Here is a 20,733-nt window from a genome sequence, read left to right on the forward strand (position 1 = left end):
GGAGCGGGTCCGCCGAGCGACAAATAGACTTGTTAGATGGGATAAACGAATTATACCTCTGGCTCATCCGTCCCTCGATCCGGAGGCTCCGTGTCGGCTCTTTCTGTTTCACGAGGCTCGCCCTGCGCGACGGGCGTCGACGTCGAACGTGCGATCGCGGAGATCCGCGCGGGTCGGCCCGTCATCCTCCGCGACGCGCCGACGCATGCGTTCGTCGCCGCCGTCGACGCGCTCGACACTGCGCTCTGCGCGCTGCTGCCGTCCGGATCGGCGCGGCTCGCGCTGACCGCGCCGCGGCTGCGGCGTCTCGGCGTCGCGACGCAGGAGGCCGGCGCCGTCGCAATCGCCGATCTCGATCCGGATCGGCTGGCGACTCTCGCGCTCGATCCGCATGCCCGCCTCGCCGAACCGCTGCAGGCCGTAACGCCTTTGGAACTGGGCGCTCTGGAGCTGATGCGGCTGGCGCAGGCGCTCCCTGGGGCGATCGTCGCCGAGGCGCCCGTGGCGGACGCCGCCTTTCCCGGCCTGCTCGGCGTCCGACTGGCGGATGTGACGGCCTATCGCATCGACTGCGCCGCGAGGCTGCGCATCGTCTCGCGGGCGAGCGTGCCGCTCGACGGCGCGGCCGACGCCGAATTCGTCGTGTTCCGCGGCGGCGAAGGGCTGCGCGACCAGACGGCGATCATCATCGGCAAGCCCGATTTCGCCGAGCCCGTCCCTGTCCGGCTGCATTCGGCCTGCCTCACCGGCGATCTCTTCGGCAGCCTCAAATGCGATTGCGGCGATCAATTGCGCCATGCCGCGCGCCATTTCGCCGAGAACGGCGGCGGCGTGCTCCTCTATCTCGATCAGGAAGGGCGCGGCAACGGACTGGGCAACAAGATCCTGGCCTATGATCTCCAGGCCCATGGCTTCGACACCTACGACGCCGACGAGACACTCGGATTCGAGCAGGACGGCCGTCGCTTCGACTTCGCCGCCGCCATGCTGAAGGCGCTCGGCGCGCAACGTGTGCGGCTGCTGACGAATAATCCCGAGAAGATCGCGGCGCTCGGCGCGGCGGGCCTCGAGGTCGTCGCCGATCAGCGCGTCTTGGGGCGGCGCAACGCGCATAACGAACGCTATCTCGCGGCCAAGCGCGACAAGGCGGGCCATCTCATCGATCTCGATCGCGCTCCGCGCGCGAACGGCCGCGTCCGCTACCTCGTCGATCGATCGCCGATCTGACGGGCGCGGCGATGAATGCCGCACGGCAAAGGAGCATTGATTATTCCTATCGATATTATATAAAATGATCGGAACGCGGCGCGCCGCCGCCGAGGTCGCCGAAACGGCGACGGCGGGCGGAGACGCGCCGCGCCGAAGCCCAAATTTCATCTGCGACGCGCCCCCGGCGCTCGGACCCCGGCCGGCGCGCGCCTCGAAGAAAGCATCGGACCCCATGAATAGTCTCATTTTTCTGCACCGCTGGATCGGCGTCGTGCTGGCGCTGTTCATGCTCGTCTGGTTCTCGACGGGACTCGTCATCGCCTTTCTCGCCGCGCCGCCGATCGCCCGCGCGCAGCAGCTCGCCCATGCCGAGAGCCTCGCGCCCGAGGCGAGCTGGCTCTCCCTCGGCGAAGCGCTCGAGGCGCGCGCGCGCGGCGGGCGAACCGGAGAGGAGGACGGCGTGATCGCCGAAGGGCGCCTCGTCCGCATCGCCGGCGCGCCCGTGTGGCTGATCGAGAACCAATTCGGCCAGCGCTCGGCCGTTTCGGCGCTGGACGGCGCGCCCATCGTCTTCTCCTCCGAGCAGGCGCGCCGCGTCGCCGACCTCTGGGCCGAGGGCGCCGAGCTCGCCTATCTCGGTTCGGAAGAGGCGCCCGTCGGCGTCCGCAACGCGGACGCGCTGCGGCCCTTCCATCGTTTCGCGGCGCCGGACGGACGCGAGATCGTCGTCTCGGCGCGCACGGGCGAGGTCGTGCAGTCGGCGACGCGCGGCGAGCGCGCTTTGATCTACGCCGGCAATTGGCTCCATCTCTTCCGCTGGCTCGATCTCGTCGGCGCCGGCGACTATCGCCGCGCGGCGCTGTCCTGGGCCGGATTCTTCGCGGCCGCCGCCGCCGTCACCGGCGTCGTTCTCGGCTTCGTGAAATGGAAGCCCGGATTCTTCGGCCGGCCCACCTATTCGCGCGGCCGCACGCAACCCTATCGCGAATTCTTTTTCGCCTATCATTTCTGGGCCGGGCTCATCGGCGGCGTCTTCGCCCTCTTGTGGGCGGCGAGCGGCTTCTTCTCCACAAATCCCGGGCAGATCTTCTCGCAGCCGACGGCGAGTCCGGAGGAAGTCGCGCGTTATCGAAGCGCCGCGGAGCCCACGGCCCTGGCGGGCGCCTCGTCCGCCGCGGCCACGGCGCTGGCGCCGGAAACGGTCGCGCTGTCCTGGAGCCGGCTCGGCGACGACGCCGTTCTCCTCGCCGTCTCGCGCGACGGCGAGCGGCGCCCGGTCGAGACGAGCCGAACCAAGGCCGCCTTCGGCGAGGACGCCCTCGCCGCCGCGGCCGCGCGCCTCGCGGGAACGACGCCGATCTCCGGCCGCGAGCTGCTGATCGACTACGACAGCTATTACTACCCCACCCACCATCAATCCCGGATCGACAAGCCGCTTCCCGTTCTGCGGGTCGATCTCGCGGACGCCGGCCACACCTCGCTCTACATCGATCCTGTCGACGGCCGCCTGCTGGCCAAGATCGACACGAGCCGGCGGCTCTATCGCTGGCTCTATTCCGCCGTCCACCATTGGGATTTCGGCGTGTTCCGCAATGCATGGCTGTGGAACGGCTGGATGGCGCTCTGGGTGTCCTTCGGCCTCGCTCTGTCGACGACCGCGGTCGTGCTCGCCTGGCGCCGGCTGCGCCGCAGCATGCCACAAAGGGAGCGGCGCGCGCTCGCAGCGCAGAAGGCCTGATCGGCGACATGGCAGGGAAATTCGTATCCGCGCGGAGTTCGATCCAATGAGTTCCGATGTCAGCGACGCCGCCTCTTCTTCGCGAGTTCCGGAGTTCGGCGTGCAGCGTATCGTGAAACGGCTCGGCGTGTCGCGCATCGTCGTCGTCGCGCTGATCGCCGGCGCGGCCTTCGCGGCCTGGCGCTATTTTCCGGGCGAAGCCGCCCGCACCGCGCCCGGCGGCGCGCGCGGGCCGGCGACGGCGGTCGCGGCGGCGGAGATCGTGCGCGGCGATTTTCCCGTCGCCGTCTCGGCGCTCGGCACGGTGACGGCGACGGCGACATCGGTCGTCAAGCCGCAAGTCTCCGGGCCTTTGTTGAAGGTGCGTTACACGGAAGGCCAGGAGGTCGCGGCCGGCGATATTTTGGCCGAGATCGATCCGCGCCCGTTCGAGCTCGCCCTCGCTCAGGCGGAGGGCCAGCTGCACAAGGACGAGGCGCTCCTCAGAAACGCCGAACGCGATCTTTCGCGTTACGAATCTCTGCGCAGCAGAATCAAGGACGGCGTCTCCGGACAGCAGCTCGACACGCAGAGAGCGCTGATCGGACAATATCGCGCGGCGGTCGACATCGATCGCGCGCTGGTCGGCCGCGCGCGGCTCGATCTCGAATATACGCGCATCGCCGCGCCGATCGGCGGCCGCATCGGGCTGCGCCTCGTCGATCCCGGAAACATTGTCCAGACCAGCGATCCGAACGGCATCGCCGTGGTGACCCGGCTCTCGCCCATCACCGTCATCTTCAGCCTTCCGGAGGCGAAGCTGCAGAGCGTTCTGAAGCGATTCCGCTCCGGCGAGAAGCTCGCCGTCGTCGCCTATGACCACGAGCGCTCCGAGCAGCTCGCCCGCGGCGCGCTCTATGCGATCGACAATCAGATCGACGCGTCGTCCGGCACGGTGCGGCTGCGCGCCGAATTCGCCAATGACGCCGAGACGCTCTACCCCAATCAATTCGTCAACGCCGAATTGACCGTCGAGACGTTGAAGGACGTGGTCGTCGCTCCCGCCGCGGCCGTTCAGCGCGGCGCCAAGGGGCCGTTCGTCTATGCGCTCGACGGCGACGACAAGGTCGCCGTGCGCGCGGTGCGGCTCGGCCCGAGCGACGGCGAGCGCGCGGTGATCGAGAGCGGCCTGGAGCCCGGCCAGCGCGTCGTCGTGGAGGGCGTCGATCGCCTGCGCGACGGCGCCAAGGTCGTCGTGACGCGTCCGCCGAAGAGCGAGCCCTCAAAGCCCGGCGAGCAGGCCGCGGCGCTCGCCGGCGGCCGCAGGGAGCCTCCGGCGGACGGGGCGCGGCGAGCAGAGAAAGCCGAGGCGCGATGAGCGCCTTCGACATTTCGCGTCCCTTCATCGAGCGGCCGGTCGCGACCACCTTGACCATGGCCGCGATCTTTCTCGCCGGGGTCATCGGCTTCCGCCTGCTGCCCGTGTCCGCTCTGCCGCAGATCGACTATCCGACGATCGAGGTCCGCACCTTTTATCCCGGCGCCAGTCCGGAGGTCGTCGCCGCGACCATCACCGCGCCGCTCGAGCGCCAGCTCGGCCAGACGCCGGGTCTCACCGAGATCGCGTCGACGAGTTCCGGAGGCGCCTCGATCATCACCCTGCAATTCAGCCTGAAGCTGTCTCTCGACGCCGCCGAGCAGCAGGTGCAGGCGGCGATCAACGCCGCGGCGAGCTTTCTGCCCACCGATCTGCCGGCGCCGCCGGTCTACGCCAAGATCAATCCCGCCGACGCGCCGGTGCTGACCCTCGCGTTGCGCTCCAAGGCCATGCCCCTGACGCAGGTGCAGGACCTCGCCGACAGCCGCATCGCGCAAAAAATCTCGCAGCTCTCCGGCGTCGGACTGGTCAGCGTCTCCGGCGGCCATCGCCCGGCCGTCGTGGTGCGCGCCAATACGGCGAAGCTCGCCGCGCACGGCCTTTCGCTCGAGGATCTGCGCGCCACGATCTCCAACGCCAATGTCAATCTGCCGAAGGGGACGATCGACGGGCGCAGCCGGCAGTTCGCCATCGACGCCAACGACCAGCTGCAGAGCGCGCGCGATTATGAAGGCCTCGTCGTCGCCTATCGGCCGGCCGGCCCGGTGCGTCTGCAGGATGTGGCCGAAGTGGCGGACGGCTCGGAAAACCGCGAGCTCGGCGCCTTCACCGATCTCGAGCCGGCGATCATCGTCGATGTGAAGCGCCAGCCCGGCGCCAATGTCGTCGCCGTGGTCGATCAGATCCAGGCGCTGCTGCCGGCGCTCGCCGCGTCTCTGCCCGCCGCCGTGGATCTGGCGGTTCTCACCGACCGCACGACGGCGATTCGCGCCTCGATCCACGACGTCGAGATGGAGCTCCTGTTCTCTATCGCGCTGGTCGTCGCCGTGATCTTCGTCTTTCTGCGCAGCCCGCGCGCGACGATCATTCCGAGCGTCGCCGTGCCCTTGTCGCTGATCGGCGCCTTCGCCGTCATGTATCTGCTCGGCTACAGCCTCAATAATCTGACGCTGATGGCGCTGACGATCGCCACCGGCTTCGTCGTCGACGACGCCATCGTCATGATCGAGAATATCGCGCGCTATATCGAGCGCGGCGAGACGCCGCTGTCCGCCGCGCTCATCGGCGCGCGCGAGATCGGCTTCACCATCGTCTCGCTCACCATCTCGCTCATCGCCGTGCTCATTCCGCTGCTGTTCATGAGCGATGTGGTGGGGAGGCTGTTCCGCGAATTCGCCGTCACGCTCTCCGCCACCATCGTCATTTCCGCGGTGGTCTCGCTGACGCTCGCGCCCATGCTGTGCGCGAAGCTGCTGACGGCCCGCGACGCCCATACGCATGACGGGAAGGACGCCCATGACTGGTTCGATCGCCTGATCGACGCCTATGCCGCCGCCCTGCGCTTCGTTCTCGCGCATTCCCGCGCCACGCTCGCCGTCTTCGTCGCGACATTGGCGCTGACCGGCGCGCTCTATCTGACGATCCCGAAAGGATTCTTTCCCACGCAGGACACGGGCCTCGTCCAAGGGTTCTTCGAAGGCGGCCAGTCGCTCAATTATGAAGCGATGACGCGCAAGCAGCTCGATCTCGTCGCGCTGCTGCTCGAGGATCCGGCCGTCGAGAATGTCTCGTCCTTTCTCGGCGTCGACGGCGTGAACCGCACGCTCGACAGCGCGCGCCTGCTGATCAAGCTGAAACCCAAAGGCGAGCGCGCCGATCCGATCGCGGTCGTCACGCGGCGCTTGCAGGATGCCGCGAGGACGCGCGCGGTCGGCGCGCTGTTCCTGCAGCCGGCGCAGGATCTCTCGATCGACGCGGGCGTGAGCCGCGGCGAATTTCATTTCGCTCTGCAGGACGCCAATCCCGCGGAGCTCTCCGACTACGCCGGCCGTCTCGTCGACGAATTGTCGCGCGCTCCTGCGCTTCGCGACGTCTCGAGCAGCGCGCGGGACGGCGGCAATGCGCTGTTCGTGGAGATCGATCGTGAAAAGGCGGCGCGCTATGGCGTCGGCGTCGCCATCATCGACAACATCCTCTACGACGCCTTCGGCCAGCGCATCGTCTCGACGCTGTTCACTCAGACCAGTCAATATCGCGTCATTCTCGAAGCTGTGACGCGCGGACGCTCCGGGCGCGAGACGCTCGCCGAATTGCGGGTCCCGACGAACGGCGGGCAGCAGACGCCGCTCGCGACTTTCGTCTCCGTCCGAGAAATCGCCGCGCCGCTCACCATCGATCACCTCGCGCAATTTCCCGCGACGACGATCTCCTTCAATCTCGCTCCCGGCTACTCGCTCGGCGCCGCGATGGAGGCGCTGCGCGCCGCGCAGGCCGCGGTCGGGACGCCGGCGAGCGTGATCACCGTCTTTCAAGGCGCGACGCAGGCCTTCAACGCCTCCTCGACCAGCACGCTGCTGCTCGTTCTCGCCGCGATCGTCACGGTCTATATCGTGCTGGGCGTGCTCTATGAGAGCTACATCCACCCGCTCACGATCTTGTCGACCCTGCCGTCCGCCGGCATCGGCGCGCTGCTCGCGCTGATGCTGGCGGGCGACGATCTCGGCGTCATCGGAATCATCGGCGTCATTCTCCTCATCGGCATCGTCAAGAAGAACGCCATCATGATGATCGACTTCGCCCTGCAGGCGGAGCGGGACGAGGGCCTCTCGCCGCGCGACGCGATCTACAGGGCCTGCATTCTGCGCTTCCGGCCGATATTGATGACGACGCTCGCCGCTCTGCTCGGCGCGCTGCCCTTGATGCTCGGCTCGGGCGAAGGCGCCGAGCTGCGCCAGCCGCTCGGCGTCTCGATCGTCGGAGGGCTGATCTTCAGCCAGATTCTCACGCTGTTCACGACGCCGGTGATCTATCTCGCTTTCGACGGCTGGACGAAAGCCGCGCCGTTTCGAGCCGCGATCGCAAGGGAGCATGAAGCGGCATGAACATCACGGCGGCGGCCATCGCCCGGCCGGTGGCGACGAGCCTCTTGATGCTCGGCCTCGTGCTCGCCGGCGTTTCCGCCTCCTTCCTTCTGCCGAGGGCGCCGGTTCCCAATATCGATTTTCCGGTGATCGGCGTCACCGCTTCGATACCGGGCGCGAGCCCGGAGACCATGGCGGCGTCGGTGGCGACGCCCCTGGAGCGGCGGCTCGGGCAGATCGCCGGCGTCACCGAAATGACGTCGTCGAGCTCGCTCGGCTCGACGCGAATCTCGCTCCAATTCGATCTCGACCGCAACATCGACGGCGCGCAGCGCGACATACAGGCGGCGATCGCCGCCGCGCGCGCGGATCTTCCCCAGGCGCTGCGCAATAATCCGACTTTTCGCACCTCCAATCCGGCGGAAGTGCCGGTGGTGATATTGGCTCTGTTCTCGGATCGACTGACGTCCGGGCAGCTGTTCGAGGTCGCGTCGAATGTGCTGCAGCCGAAATATGCGCAGATCGAAGGGGTAGGGGAGGTTTCGGTCGGCGGCGCGGCGCTGCCGGCCGTGCGGGTCGAGCTCAACTCGCCGGCGCTGTTCGAGCATGGCGTTTCGCTCGAGGATGTGCGCGCGACGCTGCAGGCGGCCAATTTCAACGGTCCGAAGGGCGCCCTCGACGAGGGCGACCGGCGCCTGACGCTCTACGCCAACGACCAGTCGCGCAAGGCGGCGGATTATGAAGGGCTCGTCGTCGCTTATCGCGAGGGCGCGGCCGTGAAGCTGAAGGACGTCGCCGAGGTCGTCGATTCGGTCGAGGACGTCCGCAACTACGGAGTGAGCAACGGCCGGACCGCCGTGCAGATTCGGATCTATCGGCAGCCCGGCGCCAATTTCATCGAGCTCGTCGACCGCATCAGGGCCTTGACTGGGCCGCTGGCGGCGGCCCTGCCGGCCGATGTCGAGTTGCGCATCGTCCAGGATCGCACGCTGACGATCCGCGCATCCCTGCACGAAATCGAATTGACGCTTCTCATCAGCATCGTTCTCGTGGCGATCATCGTCTTTCTGTCGCTGCGGGACGCCCGGGCGACCGTTCCGGCGACCGTCTGCGTTCCGGTCTCGCTCATCGGCGCATTGGGCGCGATGTATCTCCTCGACTACAGCCTGAACAATCTGTCGCTCATGGCGCTCACCATCGCCACCGGCTTCATCGTCGACGACGCCATCGTCGTCGTCGAGAATATCGCGCGCCGCATCGAGGCGGGCGAGCCTCCGCGCTCGGCCGCGCTCGTCGGCGCCCGCGAGGTCGCGCCGACGGTCCTCTCGATGAGTCTGTCGCTGGTGGCGGTGTTTCTGCCGATTCTGTTCATGGGCGGCATCATCGGCCGGACGATGCGGGAATTCGCCATGACGCTGTCCGTGGCGATCCTCGTCTCGCTCGTCCTCTCCGTCACCGCGACGCCGATGCTCTGCTCGCTCATCCTGCGCGGCCATGCGGGGTCGCCGCGCTTTTTCCTGCTGCGATGGAGCGAACGCGCCTTCTCGGCCCTGCATCGCTTCTATGTGCGCACGCTCGACGGCGCTCTTCGTCGACCGGCGATGACGCTCGCGACGCTGCTCGCGGCGATCGCTCTCAATGTCCATTTGTTCCAGATCGTGCCCAAAGGCTTCTTTCCGATCCAGGATTCGGGACGCATGCGCGGCGCCGTCGTCGCCGATCAGAGCATCTCCTTCGCCGCGATGAAGGAGAAGATGGTGCAATTCGTCGCGATCCTCGAAGCCGATCCCGGCGTCGCCTCGGCGTCCGCCGTGATCGGCGGAAGCTTCGGACCCGGCGGTCCGGTCAATATCGCCGACATGCTCGTCACATTGAAACCGCTCGACGAGCGCAAGGCGTCCGCCGACGAGATCATGGCGCGCCTGCGTCCCAAATTCGCCCGCATCGGCGGGGCGAGCCTGTTCCTGCAATCGGTGCAGGATATTCGCATGGGCGGGCGAACCGGCAATGCGATGTTTCAATATACGCTGCTCTCCGACGATCTCGAGCAATTGCGGACCTTCGCGCCGCTCATCGTCGACGCCCTGCGGCGCGACAAGACGCTCCTCGACGTGAGCTCCGACCAGCAGGACAAGGGCCTGCGCCGCGAGATCGTCATCGATCGCGCCAAAGCCGCGCGTCTCGGCCTCGCCACGAGCGCGATCGACAATACGCTCTATGACGCCTTCGGACAGCGGCAGGTGTCGACGATCTACGAGCCGCTCAATCAATATCACGTGGTGATGGAGGTCGCGCCGAATTTCCAGCAGGCGAAGGAGTCGCTCGAGGGTCTCTATATCGGCGCGAACGCCGCGGGGATGCGGCGCGTGTTCTCTCCGCGCGCTTCGGCGAGCGGGAGCAGCGCGGTCAACAGCGCGGCGGCGCCGATGATCCCGCTCTCCTCGCTCGCGCGATTCGACGATGGCGTGACGCCGCTGCAGGTCAATCATCAAGGCCATTTCGCGGCGATCACCATTTCCTTCAATCTGGCCGAGGGGAAATCGCTGGGCGACGCCGCGAGCGCGATCTCGGAAGCGATCGCCAAATCGGGCGCGCCGGGCTCGATCCAGGGCGTGTTCTCCGGCAACGCCGCCGGTTATCAGGACGCGCTCGCCAATCAGCCTCTGATGATCGCCGCCGCCTTGACCGCGGTCTATATCGTGCTCGGCGTTCTCTATGAGAGCTTCCTGCATCCGCTGACGATCCTGTCGACTCTGCCGTCGGCCGGCGTCGGCGCCTTTCTCGCTCTGCTCGCCTGCGGGACGGAGCTCAGCATCATCGCCATGATCGGCGTCCTGCTTCTCATCGGCGTCGTGAAGAAGAACGCCATCATCCTCGTCGATTTCGCCCTGGACGCGGAGCGCCGGCAGGGACTTTCCCCGGAAGAGGCGATCCGCGAAGCCTGCCGCGCGCGCTTTCGACCTATTCTCATCACGACTCTGGTCGCGCTGTTCGGCGCTCTGCCGCTCGCGATCGGCTCCGGCGAAGGGGCGGAAATGCGACGCCCGCTCGGCATCGCCATCGTGGGAGGGCTGCTCGTCAGCCAGATATTGACGCTCTACACCACGCCGGTGGTATTTCTCTACATCGACCGGCTGCGAACGAGATTCGGTTCACGCGCCGGGCGGCGCGAGGGAGCGAATGAATGCCGTCACGGCGATCCTGAAGCGGCGACAAAGTCTTACTAAGATATCGACAATATTCCAAAAAACGATATTTGCCACGAAAAATGCTCCAAAAATCCATCTTATATAGACTAAGAAGATAGACATATGTCGCCGTGCGCGCTAGCCTTCTCTCTCTTGAGCGTCCGCCGAGCGCGGCGAGCCTCAGACAGCGAGATCGAGATGCGCAAGCAGAATTGGATCGGAGCCGGGCTATTCGTCGCCGCCTTCGTCACGGGCCACGACGGGGCCCGGGCGCTCGAGGAGCTGCCGAAGCCCGCCGAGCCGTTTCGCGGAAAGATCGCCGACACCCGCGAAGCATCCGCTCCCTCCTTTCCGGCTCCCGTTCAGGCGCCGACCGGCGCGCCGAATGTGGTGTTGATCCTGCTCGATGACGTCGGCTTCGCGGCGTCGGCGACCTTCGGCGGTCCGGCCGCGACCCCCGAACTCGATCGGCTCGCCGCCGGCGGCTTGCGCTACAATCAATTTCATACGACCGCCATCTGCTCGCCGACGCGCGCCGCGCTGCTCACCGGGCGCAATCATCACCAGACGGGCTTCGGCAATCTCGCCGATGTCGCCACGGGCTATCCCGCCTACAACTCCATCTGGCCCAAGGAGACCGCGTCGATCGCGCAAGTGCTGCGGCTCAACGGCTACAGCACGGCGGCGTTCGGAAAATGGCACAACACGCCGACATGGGAGATCGGCCCGGCCGGCCCCTTCGACCATTGGCCGACCGGACTCGGCTTCGAATACTACTACGGCTTCATGTTCGGCGAGACGAGCCAATGGGAGCCGCAACTCTATCGCAACACCGTCGCCGTCGAGCCGCCGCGAAAGCCCGAGCAGGGCTATCATCTGACAAGCGATCTCGTCGACGACGCGATCCGCTGGCTGCATCAGCACGACGCCGTCGCCTCCGACAAGCCGTTCTTTCTCTATTTCGCGACGGGCGCGACGCATGCTCCGCTGCATGTGCCGAAAGAATGGATCGACAGATACAAGGGTAAGTTCGATCAGGGCTGGGACAAGCTGCGCGAGGAGTCTGTCGCGCGGCAGAAGGCGCTGGGCGTCGTTCCGGCGAGCGCCGTGCTCACCGCGCGGCCCGAAGGCCTGCCCGCCTGGGACTCGCTCGACGCGGATCAGAAGAAACTCTATGCGCATCAGATGGAGGTCTACGCCGCCTTCCTCTCGCATACGGACGACGAGGTCGGCCGTCTGCTGAAGGCGATCCGCGACGAAGGTAAGGCGGAGAACACGCTCGTCCTCTATGTCGTCGGCGACAATGGCGGCAGCGCGGAAGGCGGCCTCACCGGCTCGGAGACGAATATCGGCGTGCTTCAGGGCGCGAAGGACAATGTGTCCGAGATGATCTCGCATCTCTCCGATCTCGGCAGCCCGCTCTACGACAATCACTACGCCGCCGGCTGGTCGTGGGCGACGACGACGCCGTTCAAATGGATGAAGCAGGTCGCCTCGCATTTCGGCGGCACGCGCAATCCGCTCGTCGTCTCCTGGCCCGGGCATGTCTCGCGCTCCGAGGCGGTGCGCAGCCAGTTCGGCCATGTCAACGACATCGCGCCGACCATCTATGACGCGGCGGGGATCGTCTTTCCCGACAAGGTCGACGGCGTGACGCAAACGCCGCTCGAAGGCAAGAGCTTGGTCGCGAGCTTCACCGACCCCACGGCGAAGAGCCTGCACACGACGCAATATTTCGAGATCTTCGGCAATCGCGCGATCTATAAGGACGGCTGGGTCGCCGGCGCGCGCCGTTACGCGCCCTGGGACATGTTCGCCGACATCGGCAGAGTGTTCCGCGGCGGCTTCGAGAACGACCGTTGGGAACTCTACAATGTCGCCGAGGATTTCAGCGAGGCGCAGGATCTCTCGGCGAAATATCCGGAAAAGCTGGCGGAGCTGCGGGCGGAATTCGACAAGGAAGCGCGCCGCAACGGCGTCTATCCGCTCGTGCCGATCCCATCGCCCGCCGCGACGCCGTCGCCGATCGCCGGCAGGACGCATTTCGTCTATCGCTCCGGCGTGGACCGACTGCCGGCCCAGATCGTTCCGGAGGTCGGCGCGCGCTCCCACCGTCTCGCCGCGGAGATCGACTCGGGCGACGGCGCCGAGGGCGTGATCGTCGCGCGCGGCGGCCGCTACGGCGGCTACAGCCTGTTCGTGAAGGACGGCAAGCTCGTCTATGAGAGCAACACTTTCGGGAAGATTCGCGAAACGCTGGCGTCGTCGACGCCGCTGCCGAAGGGCAAGTCGCGCATCCAATTCCGGTTCGATGTCGACCCTTCGCTGACGGAGAGCGTCAAGGGGCTGCTTTCGACCGCGCTGCTCGCCAAGGCGCGGCCCGGAACCGCCACGCTGTTCCTGGACGGCGCGCAAGTCGCGCAGACGCATCTCAGCGACTTCGGCGGGTTCGGCAGCTCGATCACCGAATCCTTCGACGTCGGCAAGGATAGCGGCTCGTCCGTGTCGAACGCCTATGAGGGACCGTTTCCATTCACGGGAAAAATCGACAAGGTCGAGATCGACGTCGCGCCCTGAGCGCGGCGCCACATTTTCTCACAGCGATCCGCGCTTCATCGGGCCGAGAGCGCGGCTGCCGACTTCGCCGCGGCGAAATCCAGCGTCGCGCCGCCCGTTCGCCGCGCGCGCTCATCCGCTTCGACCCTCGACAAGAACGCGTCGAGCCGGCCGGCGGGATCCGCGACGAAAGACGCGCGATCGGCGAACAGCCGGACGCCGCTGATCGCGTCCTGTACATAGATCGCGCGGGCCCGCTTTCCCTGCCGCTCGAAAGCCGCGAGAGCGCGGAGAGCGGCTTGCGGCGACGCATAGCGGCGCGTTTCGCTCTCGTCCGCGAGCCAAATCTCGGCGACGCGCGCATCGTCCTCCGCTGCGGCGCGCGCCGGCGCCTCGAGCGTCGCGTCATAATCGAGCCCGGACTCTGCGAAAGCCTCGCGAATGAAGCGCTCGTCGATGAAGGCATTCGGATCGAGCGGCGCATCCACCCGCTTCAGCAGCAGCAGCGTTTCGATCGAGGTCGCGAGATCGCGGCGATATTCCTTCCTCCATGTGAGATCGCGCGTCTGCAAGCCGTGCGGACCGAGGAAGAGATAGATGACCGGCGCCTCGATCCCGGTCACGCGCGCGATCAGCTCGCTGTATTTTTCCGGCTCGCGTGAAAGAAGACGATTCGCCTCGATCGCCGCGCGCAGATAGGCCGTCACGATCTCCGGATATTTGTCGGCGAAGGCGCGGTCCACGAGCGCGCCGTGGAAGGTCGGAACGCCCGCCTGCGCCCCGTCGAAGATCTTGCGCGCGAAGCCGCGATAGGGAAACAACTCGGCGAAGGGAACGAAATCCGCATGGGCGTCGATCTGGCCGCTCTGCAGCGCCGATCCGGCGACCTCCGGCGCCTGCGCGATGATCTTGACGTCCTTGTCCGCCGTCCAGCCGAGATCGGCGATCGCGCGCAGCAGCATGCCGTGCGCGGTCGAGGCGAAGGGAACGGAAATGGTTTTCCCTTTCAGATCGGCGAGCGTCTGGACGCGGGAGCCGGAAGGAACGACGATTCCGTTGCCGCTGCCTCTCTCGCTGCCCGACAGCACGACGATGAAGCTGCTGCTCCTCCCCGCCTTGCGCAAAGCGACGCTGTTCAATGCGCCCGGGAAGTCCGCCATCACGCCGAAATCGAGCTTGCCCGCGACCATCTCATTGGTGATCGGCGCGCCGCTGGTGAAATTCTTCCATTGGATGTCGTAGGCCGCGTCCTTGTACTTTCCCTCGCGCGGCAGATATCGTTCGAGCAGGCCGAGCTCCCGGATCAGCAGGCCTCCGGCGGCGCAATTGATCGTCGTGTCCTGGACGCCGATCGCCACTCGAATCGTCTCGGCGCGCGAGGGATGCGCGAACGCCAGAACGCAGAGGAGAAGCGAGTAAATTCGAATAGCGCCCATTGTCGGTCGATCCTCTTTACCCGCGCCCGCGCGGTCATCGCCCTCTTCGCCAGGGCATGAGCAGCGAGCCGATCGCGCGTATCGATGCGCTGCTCGCCGAACCGAGCAGGCCGATGAGCAGCATGCCGACGACGATGTCGGGATAATTCTGCAGCGTATAGGACTCCCAAGTGTGGTAGCCGACGCCGGATTGGCCCGAGATCATCTCCGCGGTCACGAGGCAGAACCACGACGTCCCCATGCCGATCGTCAGGCCCGTGAACACGCCCGGGAGCGCGGCCGGCAGAACGATTTCGGCAATGATCGTCGTCTCGCTCGCGCCGAGCGTTCGCGCCGACGCGATCAATCGCTCGTCGACCTCCCGCACGGCGTGGATCGTGTCGAGGAGGATCGGAAACAGAGCCCCGGTGAAGATGATGAAGATCATCGACGCTTCCGATGACGGAAACATCAGAATGGCGAGCGGTATCCAGGCCACTGCAGGAATGGGCCGCGCCAGCTCGAGGGAGGGGAGGAGAAGGTCTTCCGCCATGCGACGGCGAGCGATGAGCGCGCCGAGCGAGAGTCCGGCGAATGCCGCCGCCGTATAGCCGGCGAGCACGCGCGAGAGGCTGCTCGTCACATTGGCCGCGAGCTTTCCAGAGCCCGCCATGTCGACGAAGGCGCCCCAGACCTCGTCCGGCGCGGGCAGGAGCGCAAAAGAGACGAATGGCAGGCGGAGGCCTGTCGCCGACGCCCAGCGCCAGAGCAAGGCGGCTGCGACGAGCGACAGGATGCGAAGGAGCCAGCGCGGCGCGGCGCCGTTCGCGAGGGCCGATTCGACGCGCGATGATTTCGCGGCGAGCGTCATGGGCGGGGCGCCGCCTCGAATATGCGCCCGCTTTCGCGACGGATCAGCTCGAGACATTGCGCTTTGGCGGCGTTGAAGGCGTCGCTCGCATAGACGTCGCGCGGGCGCGGACGCGGGAGATCGACAGGCAGGTCGAGCAGGATGCGCCCCGGCGCCGCGCTCGACACGACGACGCGGTCGCCGAGGAACAAGGCCTCGTCGACGTCATGGGTGACGAAGACGATCGTGCCGCCGACCTCGCGCCAGCGTTCGAGCAGATGCTCCTGCATCAATGCGCGCGTCTGCGCGTCGAGCGCGCCGAACGGCTCGTCCATCAGCAGAACGGACGGCCGATTGACGAGCGCCCGCGCGATCGCGACCCGCTGCTGCATTCCGCCGGAGAGCGTCGGCGGATATTTGTCCGCATAGCGCGCGAGCCCGACCGCGGCGAGATAGTCGGCCGCCTCGCGGCGCGCTTGCGCACGCGCGCGGCCCTGCATGCGCAGGCCGAATGCGACATTGTCGAGCGCGGTCATCCAGGGGAATAGTGAATAGTGCTGAAACACGACGCCTCTGTCGGGGCCGGGGCCCCGCACGGCGACGCCGTCGACGCGCGCCTCTCCCGCGCTCGGCCGCACAAAGCCGGCGATCACATTGAGCGCAGTCGATTTTCCGCAGCCGGAGGGGCCGAGCAGGCAGAGGAACTCTCCGGGCTCGACCACGAGGCGAAGCTCGGCGAGCGCCGGATGCGCGCCGTAACCGACCGTGATGTCGAGTAATTCGATCCGCCCGCGCGCGACGGTCTCCTGCGTGGGCGGGCCGGGGCGCTCGGCCGGCGTGCGGAGGCGGCTAGCAGATATCATATCTTTTATATAGACTAATAAAGATGATGAAGGCAACGTGGCCGAGCCGGCGAAGCGGCGCCGGCGGGAGCGCCCAGTGACCGATATCGACGACGCCGCCACCCGATTCGACGCCGATGTGCTGGTCATAGGCGGCGGAACGGCCGGGCCTCTCGCGGCCTACAAAGCGAAGACGGCGAATCCCGCGCTGAAGGTCGTTCTATTGGAGAAGGCCAATGTGAAGCGCTCGGGCGCGATCGCGGTCGGCATGGACGGGCTCAACAACGCCGTCGTGCCCGGCTTCGCGACGCCGGAGCAATATGTGCGGGAGATTACCATCGCCAATGACGGCATCGTCGATCAAAAGCCGATCCTCGCCTATGCGGAGCGCGCGTTCGACATGATTCGCGAACTCGACCGTTGGGGCGTCGAGTTCCTCAAGGACGAGAACGGCGATTTCGACGTGAAGAAGGTCCATCATCTCGGGACCTATGTGCTGCCCATGCCGAGGGGCGAGTCGGTCAAGAAGATTCTCTACAGGCAGTTGCGCAAGGCGCAGGTCCTCATATCGAACAGATTCATGGCCACGCGTCTCCTCGGCGGCCGCGACGGGCGGATCGCCGGCGCGATCGCCGTCAACAGCCGCAGCGCCGAGCTGCTGATCATCCGCGCGAAAGCCGTCGTCCTCGCGGCCGGCGCGGCGGGGCGCCTCGGCCTGCCGGCGTCGGGCTATCTCTGGGGCACCTATGAGAATCCCGCCAATTCGGGCGACGGCTATGCGATGGCTTTTCACGCGGGGGCCGAGCTCTCCAATCTCGAATGCTTCCAGATCAATCCGCTGATCAAGGACTATAACGGGCCGGCCTGCGCCTATGTCGGCGGGCCGTTCGGCGCCTATACGGCCAACAGCCGCGGCGAGCGCTTCATCGAATGCGATTATTGGTCGGGACAGATGATGCTCGAATTTCATCGCGAGCTGGAGAGCGGACGCGGCCCTGTCTTTTTGAAGCTCGACCATCTCGCTTCCGAGACGATCTCGGAAATCGAAAATATTCTGCACCGCGTGGAACGGCCTTCGCGAGGCCAGTTCCACGCCGGACGCGGAACGGATTATCGCCGCGACATGGTCGAGATGCATATTTCGGAGATCGGCTTCTGCTCCGGCCACAGCGCATCCGGCGTGTTCGTCGACGAATTCGCGCGCACCAGCGTCCCCGGTCTCTATGCGGCGGGAGACATGGCGAGCGTGCCGCATAATTATATGCTCGGCGCCTTCGTCAACGGCGCGATCGCCGGCGAGCATGCGGCGCGCTTCGCGGGCGAGTTCGATCTCGTAGATCATGACGAGGAGCAGATCGAAGCGGAGCGCGAGCGAACGCGAATTCCTCTGCGCAACGAGAAGGGCCTGCCGCCCAATCAGGTGGAATACAAGATCCGCCGCTTCGTCAACGACTATCTGCAGCCGCCGAAGTCGACGCGCAAATATGAGATCGCGCAGAAGCGCTTCGCGGAAATCCGCGAAGACTTGCCGCGTCTCGTCGCGCGCGACGCGCATGAGCTCATGCGGGCGCTCGAAGTCCATTCGATCCTCGATTGCGCGGAGATGGCCGCCGCCGCCTCGCTCTTCCGCGAGGAGAGCCGCTGGGGCCTCTATCATCATCGTCTCGATTATCCGGAGCGCGACGACGCGAACTGGTTCTGCCATGTGCAGCTCTACAAGGACGCATCCGGCGCCATCGCCTGCCGCAAGCGCGCCGTTCCTCCCTATGTCGTTCCCGTCGAGACGGCGGAGCGCGACGCCTATCATCGTCTGCGCATCGCCGCGCCGAGCCGAGGTTCCGATGTCCTTCGCTGAAAACCCGTCCGAATTTCCCGTCCAGGTGAATGCCGAGAGATGCATCGCCGACAAGGGCTGCACGATCTGCGTCGACGTCTGTCCGCTCGACGTCCTGCGCATCGATCCGGCGACCGGAAAAGCGCATATGCGCTACGACGAATGCTGGTATTGCCTGCCCTGCGAGCTCGATTGTCCGACCAAGGCGATCACCGTCTCGATCCCCTATCTGTTGCGGTGAGAGCGATGGCGAAGGACGGTATTTTCGAGGATCGGGACGCCGATCTCGCCGAGATCGAGACGCGGTTCTCGAGCCCCGATGCGGATGCGCGCCGCGTCGCCGTCATGGAGCTCGCCGAGAGCGGCGAAGCGGCGGGGAAAGCGCTGCTTGTCCGCGCCTTGGGCGACCCGGATCCGGGAGTGAGGCGCGCCGCGGCGCTCGGCCTCGAGCAGTTCGACGGAGCCGATGCCGCGCGAGCGCTCGCCGCGGCGCTCACCGATGAGGACGAGGACGTCGCCGCCGCCGCCGACGCCGGCATTCGGCGCCTGCGCGCCGCCGAGGCGGCGGAGCCGCTGCTGGCGCTCGTCGGCCATGAGCGCGCGGATGTGCGCGCCGCCGCTTGGCGCGGGCTCAAGGAGCTGCGTCTCGAGGCGCATCTTTCGCCGGCTCTCGACGCGCTCGCCGACGGCGACGCACGGGTGAGGCGCGAGGCGGTCGGCGCGCTCGCCTATCTGAAGAACGAGGCGGCCCTGCCGGCGCTGATCCGCGCCGCGCGCGACGAAGATGTCGACGTGCGCCGCGCCGCGATCTCGGCGCTCGCATTCGCGCCTCCCGCGCGCGCTCTCGACGCGATCCTCGTCGGCGTCGAGGATGCGCATTGGCAGGTGCGGGAAGCCGCTGCGGCGCTCGCGGGAAAGATGCGCGTGAGGGGCGCCGAGGACGCCCTCGTCCGCGCCCTGTCGGACGCGGCGTGGCAGGTGGCGCTGGAAGCGGCGCGCGCGCTCGGACGACTCGGCGCCGTCGGCGCCGTTTCGGCGCTCGGCGCGCTGACGGCGCATCCTGTCTCCAATCTGCGCAAGGAGGTCGCCGCCGCGCTCGGCGAGATCCGCAGTCCCGACGCCTTGACGTTTCTGGAGCGCGCGGCGCAGGACCCCGATCCCGACGTGCGCAAGGTCGCTCGCTGGTCCATCCATCTGATCGAATCGGCGGCGGGCTGACGCCCGCCGCTCTCTCGCTTTTCGTTTGGAGCGAATTCTGATCGCTCGAACGATTCTGTTCGAGCGGAAAGCGCTCTAGAGCTTGCTCAGCGATTCGAGATGCGGAGTCGCGAAGGGCTGCAGCTTCTCGAAGGCGCGCGCGAAGCGCAGCACCCGCGCGTCCTCGAACTGCGGCCCGACGACGTGAAGCCCGACCGGCAGTCCGTGCTGATCGAATCCGGCGGGAACCGAGGCGCCGGGCTGCTGGGTGAGATTGAACGGGAAGGTGAAGGGCGTTGCGGGCGCCGTGCCGACGAGCGGGACCGGTTTCGACTGCACGGGGGTGAGGAGCAGGTCGTATTTTTCGTGAAAGCGCCGCAGGCGTATGCCGAGCTCGGTGCGCCGCTCCGTCGCCTCCACCACTTCGGCGAGCGTGCGTTGGGCGAGACTTTCGACCCGCTTGCGAATGCCGGGATCGATCAGTTCGAGTCCGGCGTCGCCGAGCTCCTTGCGCAGCCGGATCGCGCGCTCGGCGTTGATCGCGTCGATGATCGCGGACGGGTCCGAAAATCCCGGGTCCGCCTCCTCGACGACGACGCCGAGCTCGCCGAGCCGCGCGACGGCCTTGTCGACGATCGCGAGAATGGCGGGATCGACGTCGAGATAGCCGAGCGTGCGGCTGTAGGCGACGCGCAATCCTTTGACGCCGTCGTCGAGGCCCGCCGTCCAGTCGCGTCCCTCGCGCGGAAGGCTGGTCCAGTCGCGTGGGTCCGGGCGCGCGATGACATCGAGGGCCAGCGCGGCGTCGGCGACCGTGCGCGTCAGCGGGCCGATGTGGAACAGAGTGCCATTGTGCGGATAGCCGGCGACGCGGCCAAAGGTCGGCTTGAATCCGAACACGCCATTGACCGCCGCGGGGCTGCGGATGGAGCCGCCGCCATCCGTTCCCACCTGCAAGGGGCCGAGACCGAGCGCGGCGGCGACGGCCGCGCCGCCGCTGCTGCCGCCGCTCGCATAGCGCCGATCCCACGCGTTGGGCGTGACGCCCGAGAGCTTCGTCTCGGTCAATCCCTTGAGGCCGAATTCCGCCGTCTGCGTCTTGCCGAGGAGAATGGCCCCGGCCTCGCGCAGACGCGCAGCGGAAGGCGAATCCTCCTGCTGAATGGCGTCGGACGTAGCGAGGCTGCCCTTGCGCGTCGGAAAGCCTCTCACATGGAGCAGATCCTTGAAGCCGACGGGAACGCCGTCGAGCAGTCCCGCGGGCGCGCCCTTCGACCAGCGCGCTTCGGACGCCTTCGCTGCAGCGAGGGCGCCCTCGGCGTCGATGGCGCGATAGGCGTTGAAATGCGGCTGCAGCTCGGCGATTCGCCGTAATGTCGCGGCGACGACATCGACCGGCGAAAGCGTCTTGGCGCGATAGGCGGCGATCAGTTCGCTCGCCGACAATTGAGTCGGATCGGTCGCCAT

The 20,733-nt window shown here is 66.9% G+C and carries 13 protein-coding genes; 9 read left to right on the forward strand and 4 right to left on the reverse strand.

Annotated features, from left to right (window positions below; translation table 11 throughout):
• Positions 1-90 precede the first annotated feature (90 nt).
• From ribA to AC6IW9_RS08340, 6 genes are all read left to right on the forward strand, one after another.
• Positions 91-1,227 (forward strand): GTP cyclohydrolase II RibA, encoded by a 1,137-nt coding sequence (gene ribA / locus AC6IW9_RS08315; RefSeq protein WP_497771289.1) that lies wholly within the window; start codon positions 91-93, stop codon positions 1,225-1,227.
• Positions 1,228-1,441: 214 nt separating this feature from the next.
• Positions 1,442-2,947 carry a PepSY domain-containing protein gene (locus AC6IW9_RS08320; RefSeq protein WP_497771291.1) on the forward strand — a complete coding sequence of 502 codons (1,506 nt, stop codon included), beginning with the start codon at positions 1,442-1,444 and terminating at the stop codon, positions 2,945-2,947.
• Between the two features lie 46 nt (positions 2,948-2,993).
• Positions 2,994-4,304 carry an MdtA/MuxA family multidrug efflux RND transporter periplasmic adaptor subunit gene (locus AC6IW9_RS08325; protein WP_497771294.1) on the forward strand — a complete coding sequence of 437 codons (1,311 nt, stop codon included), beginning with the start codon at positions 2,994-2,996 and terminating at the stop codon, positions 4,302-4,304.
• Positions 4,301-7,405, forward strand: a complete 3,105-nt coding sequence (locus AC6IW9_RS08330) for an efflux RND transporter permease subunit (protein WP_497771296.1) — start codon at positions 4,301-4,303, stop codon at positions 7,403-7,405. Before AC6IW9_RS08325 ends, AC6IW9_RS08330 begins: the two co-directional genes overlap by 4 nt.
• Positions 7,402-10,611, forward strand: a complete 3,210-nt coding sequence (locus AC6IW9_RS08335) for an efflux RND transporter permease subunit (RefSeq protein WP_497771299.1) — start codon at positions 7,402-7,404, stop codon at positions 10,609-10,611. Before AC6IW9_RS08330 ends, AC6IW9_RS08335 begins: the two co-directional genes overlap by 4 nt.
• A gap of 159 nt (positions 10,612-10,770) precedes the next feature.
• Complete coding sequence (locus AC6IW9_RS08340) at positions 10,771-13,149, forward strand: arylsulfatase (protein ID WP_497771301.1); 2,379 nt, start codon at positions 10,771-10,773, stop codon at positions 13,147-13,149.
• Between the two features lie 35 nt (positions 13,150-13,184).
• On the opposite strand, the gene AC6IW9_RS08345 is transcribed toward AC6IW9_RS08340, so the two are convergent.
• From AC6IW9_RS08345 to AC6IW9_RS08355, 3 genes are read right to left on the reverse strand one after another with little or no spacing between them, the layout of a single operon-like run.
• Positions 13,185-14,564 carry an ABC transporter substrate-binding protein gene (locus AC6IW9_RS08345; protein WP_497771303.1) on the reverse strand — a complete coding sequence of 460 codons (1,380 nt, stop codon included), beginning with the start codon at positions 14,562-14,564 and terminating at the stop codon, positions 13,185-13,187.
• A gap of 34 nt (positions 14,565-14,598) precedes the next feature.
• Entirely contained in the window at positions 14,599-15,414 is an 816-nt protein-coding gene (locus AC6IW9_RS08350) for an ABC transporter permease (RefSeq protein ID WP_497771306.1), read from the reverse strand.
• Positions 15,411-16,256, reverse strand: a complete 846-nt coding sequence (locus AC6IW9_RS08355; RefSeq protein ID WP_497771308.1) for an ABC transporter ATP-binding protein — start codon at positions 16,254-16,256, stop codon at positions 15,411-15,413. Before AC6IW9_RS08355 ends, AC6IW9_RS08350 begins: the two co-directional genes overlap by 4 nt.
• A gap of 76 nt (positions 16,257-16,332) precedes the next feature.
• Between AC6IW9_RS08355 and AC6IW9_RS08360 the strand changes: the two genes are divergently transcribed.
• The 3 genes from AC6IW9_RS08360 to AC6IW9_RS08370 are packed head-to-tail and all read left to right on the forward strand — an operon-like array spanning position 16,333 to position 19,287.
• Positions 16,333-18,090, forward strand: coding sequence for a fumarate reductase/succinate dehydrogenase flavoprotein subunit (locus tag AC6IW9_RS08360; RefSeq protein WP_497771311.1), 1,758 nt, complete (start codon positions 16,333-16,335; stop codon positions 18,088-18,090).
• Positions 18,077-18,310: a 4Fe-4S dicluster domain-containing protein gene (locus AC6IW9_RS08365; RefSeq protein WP_497771314.1), complete on the forward strand. Its 234-nt coding sequence runs from the start codon at positions 18,077-18,079 to the stop codon at positions 18,308-18,310. The genes AC6IW9_RS08360 and AC6IW9_RS08365 overlap by 14 nt, the downstream gene beginning before the upstream one ends.
• Positions 18,311-18,315: 5 nt before the next feature.
• The gene (locus tag AC6IW9_RS08370) at positions 18,316-19,287 is read left to right on the forward strand and encodes a HEAT repeat domain-containing protein (RefSeq protein ID WP_497771317.1); all 972 of its coding nucleotides are present in this window, start codon (positions 18,316-18,318) and stop codon (positions 19,285-19,287) included.
• A 75-nt stretch (positions 19,288-19,362) separates the two neighbouring features.
• Here the strand turns inward: AC6IW9_RS08370 and AC6IW9_RS08375 are convergent, their stop codons facing one another.
• A complete protein-coding gene (locus AC6IW9_RS08375) occupies positions 19,363-20,733 on the reverse strand; it encodes an amidase (RefSeq protein WP_497771320.1) in 1,371 nt (456 codons plus the stop codon).

It is taken from the genome of Methylosinus sp. shoA (assembly GCF_059718125.1).